This window comes from uncultured Agrococcus sp. (genome assembly GCF_945915485.1).
Taxonomy (GTDB): Bacteria; Actinomycetota; Actinomycetes; order Actinomycetales; family Microbacteriaceae; genus Agrococcus.
The window spans coordinates 1-3,074 of the sequence record NZ_CAMEFJ010000159.1 but is presented as its reverse complement, the minus strand read 5'-3'; the positions used below and the strand labels follow the sequence as shown (position 1 = coordinate 3,074).

Annotated in this window: 5 protein-coding genes; 3 read left to right on the top strand and 2 right to left on the bottom strand. The window is 63.7% G+C overall.

Going from position 1 to position 3,074, the window contains the following annotated elements; all coding sequences use genetic code 11:
• Both Q0O95_RS13860 and Q0O95_RS13855 read right to left on the bottom strand, forming a co-directional pair.
• Positions 1-333 (bottom strand): VOC family protein (locus Q0O95_RS13860; protein ID WP_293699890.1); only part of this gene is annotated, 333 nt, incomplete at its 3' end.
• An 11-nt stretch (positions 334-344) separates the two neighbouring features.
• Positions 345-1,019 (bottom strand): TetR/AcrR family transcriptional regulator, encoded by a 675-nt coding sequence (locus tag Q0O95_RS13855; protein WP_293699887.1) that lies wholly within the window; start codon positions 1,017-1,019, stop codon positions 345-347.
• A 51-nt stretch (positions 1,020-1,070) separates the two neighbouring features.
• On the opposite strand from Q0O95_RS13855, the gene Q0O95_RS13850 reads away from it, so the two are divergent.
• From Q0O95_RS13850 to Q0O95_RS13840, 3 genes are all read left to right on the top strand, one after another.
• Entirely contained in the window at positions 1,071-1,607 is a 537-nt protein-coding gene (locus Q0O95_RS13850) for an HXXEE domain-containing protein (RefSeq protein WP_366516500.1), read from the top strand.
• 103 nt (positions 1,608-1,710) lie between these two features.
• A complete protein-coding gene (locus Q0O95_RS13845) occupies positions 1,711-2,757 on the top strand; it encodes a TIGR00730 family Rossman fold protein (RefSeq protein WP_293699884.1) in 1,047 nt (348 codons plus the stop codon).
• Between the two features lie 37 nt (positions 2,758-2,794).
• On the top strand, positions 2,795-3,010 hold the full coding sequence (locus Q0O95_RS13840) for a PspC domain-containing protein (protein ID WP_293699882.1): 216 nt from the start codon (positions 2,795-2,797) through the stop codon (positions 3,008-3,010).
• Positions 3,011-3,074 lie beyond the last annotated feature (64 nt).

Below are 3,074 nucleotides of genomic sequence, written 5' to 3'. Positions count from 1 at the left end.
CTCGAGGCGTGTGCCTTCTGCCTCGAGCACGCTGAGGCGCTCTTCTCCGCGGAGTCCTGCGACAACACGAACGTCGAGATGGACGCGGTTCTTGACCGTTTTCGACTCCGGCACACGTTGGAAGTAGAGTCTCGGGCCGATTCCGTTCGGGTCTTGGCACGCCCATGAGGAACCCCTCTCCTCGACGGGCAGGGCATCGTTGAAGGCGTCCCACGATTCGAAGCCCGGAGGAACGGGCGGATCCACGTAGCCGAGAACAGCTTTCCAGAACTCCGCGACTTTGCGAGGCTCTTCGCAATCAAACGTAACTTGAACCTGCTGTACAGCACTCATGGCAACCCAGACTATTCCTTTCCAGCAGACGGAGAGCGGTCAACAGGGTCTCCGCCGCGCGGGGCGAGAGCCGCCGACACTGTCTTGTCGCCGACCCCATCGACGGCCAAGTCGAGGTAGCGGTCGAGCATTTGCGGGCCCAGTTTTACTGCTTCGTCCAGTTCTAGGTCTGCGAGTTGCATCGCGAGCCCGTCGATAAAGGACTGCAGGAGCAGCGAATCGGCGTCGAGACCGTCGTTGGCGGTGCTCTCGGCAAGCGCGGGGAGACCTCTCCGCTCACGGATAATGCGTGAGTAGAGCCCGCGTAGCTTTAGGCCTGTCTGTCGCTTCAGAGCGGCTAGCAGCGGATCGGTGTCTGCGTACGCGACGAACGCGAGCCAGACTGCGTGTTCCCGTTGTCGGTCGACGCTCAGCGGCAGCAGATCCAGCAAGATCTCCCTCGTCCACTCCCACACGTCGCCCCACCGAGGGGCTCCGGTGAGGCGCTGCTCAACTTGGGTTGATGTCCATTCCATCGCGTACCGCAACATCTCGGCACGAGTGGGGAAGTAGTGTTGCACCGTTCCAGCGCTCACTCCCGCCTCGGCTGCGACCACGCGTACGCTCACCCCTGCGATGCCTTCGCGGGCCACGACGCGTGTGAGCGCATCGGCAAGCTTGTGCTTCCCATCGCTTGTACCGACCATGTACTCACTATACAGTCGTATTAGGTTCTAATACAATCGTAAGGGAGCATCATGAATCGGATGCGCATAGAGGCCGTGAGCGACAGAAGGTCCGCTGCAGTAAGCGACCGGCGCCTGGCGGTGCTTTGGATAGCGACGGCCAGCGCTGTAGTGCTGCACAACTTTGAAGAGTGGGCGCTCGGAATGACCACGTGGATCGCGACTCACCCCTGGCTTCCGGGGCGCTCGCTGCATGGAGACCAGGCCGAGTTCGCGGTCGTTCTCGCTATCGTCACGTCGGCCGTGCTCGTGATCGCCGTCGCCGCTGTTGCGTTTCGACCGCGGTGGAGCGCAGAAGTGCTGGCGTGCGTCGCCTACGCGCTGATGTTCAATGGCGCAAGTCATGCAGTTGTGAGTCTGCTCTCGTGGAGTCCTATGCCCGGCATTATCACCGGGATCATCGTCCTCCTGCCCCTCGGCACTCTCGTCACACGCATGCTTCCTCCCATGCGGTGGACTGTGTCGAACGTCACGGTAACGGTCATCGCGGCCGTGGGCATCACGGCCGGTGCTTTCGCCGTGGCGTCCGTGTTCGCAGGCGCCCGATGAAAGGGCCAGCGGGATGGAGGGCGAGGCTGGCAACGTGGATCAGCTGTCTGCCCGACCGGCTCGGCGTTCAGCGACTCGTTACCGCGACATGCCAAGCTGAGGTATGGCCCGACGAGAGTTTCCAGACACCGTTATCGAACAGCTCCGCACGGTTGCCGCGGAAGCGGGAGTGGACGCGAATAACGACCTGATCGAGAGAGTCCTGCGCACCGGCATCGGGCTGGGTGTCGATGGCACGGAGCGGGGCGACCTCAAGATCGCAACCTCCGCGATAACGGAGATGCGCTCCGCTTTCCAGCTCTTCGCTCGCTACAGGGATCGCCCGAAGGTGACGATCTTCGGTTCGGCGCGCACCCAGCAGGACGACGTGCTCTACACGATCACGGAGTCGGTCGCGGCCGCACTTGCGAAGCGCGACTGGATGGTCGTCACGGGCGCCGGCCCCGGCATCATGCAGGCGGCGGCCGAGGGCGCGGGCGCGGAATCGTCGATCGGCGTATCGATTCGCCTGCCCTTCGAGGCGCCCAACGCGGTGCTCTCCGACGAGGTCAACCTCGTGACCATGCGGTACTTCTTCACCAGGAAGCTCATGCTCGTCAAGGAGTCGAGCGGGTTCATCTGTGTCCCCGGTGGTTTCGGAACGCTGGATGAACTGTTCGAGTTGCTGACGCTGCAGCAGACCGGCAAGGCGACCCCCGTGCCCATCGTGCTGCTCGACCGCGAGGGTGGCAGCTTCTGGACGGATCTCCGCGCCTACGCTGACAAGCAGTTGATCCCGGCCGGAGTTATCGCGCAGGACGACTTCGACCGCATCCTCATAACCGAGAGCGAAGAGGCGGCAGCCGCCGAGGTGACGGGCTTCTGGCGCAACTACCACTCGCTGCGGTGGGTGCAGAGCGACCTCGTGCTCCGGCTGCGTAAGGAGCCGAGCGAGGATGAGGTGCGCGAGTTGAACGAGCGATTCGGCGCGCTGACCGAGTCGGGCATCCGTGCGACCGGCCCGCTTCCGCCGGAGGTCGCGGATGGGGACGACGTGCAGCAGCCGCGGCTAGTGCTGAGGCTCAAGCCGCGCGAGGTGGGTCGTCTGCACAAGATCATTCGCGGCATCAATGAGTTGCCGAGTGCTCCCGCGGTCGCCGAGGCGCACTAGGCGTTCGGCCCGGGTCGAGCTCTCGCAAGACCCTAGCGTGACCGCGAAGGTTTACGGAATGATGGTGACCATGAACGGACTGCTACGACCCACTGATGACCGCTGGCTCGCGGGCGTGTGCAGCGGGGTCGCCCGCAGATTCGGGTGGAGCGTCGGTCTCGTCCGGTTACTGACGGTCGTCGCCGTCTTGTTCCTTGGCCTCTCCCTGTGGGTCTACATCATTCTCTGGATCCTGATCCCGTCGGGACACTGACCGCTGATTCCTCGGCGCGTCAGTCGGGTGCGCGGAATGGCTTCGAACGCATCAGCGAGGAGCG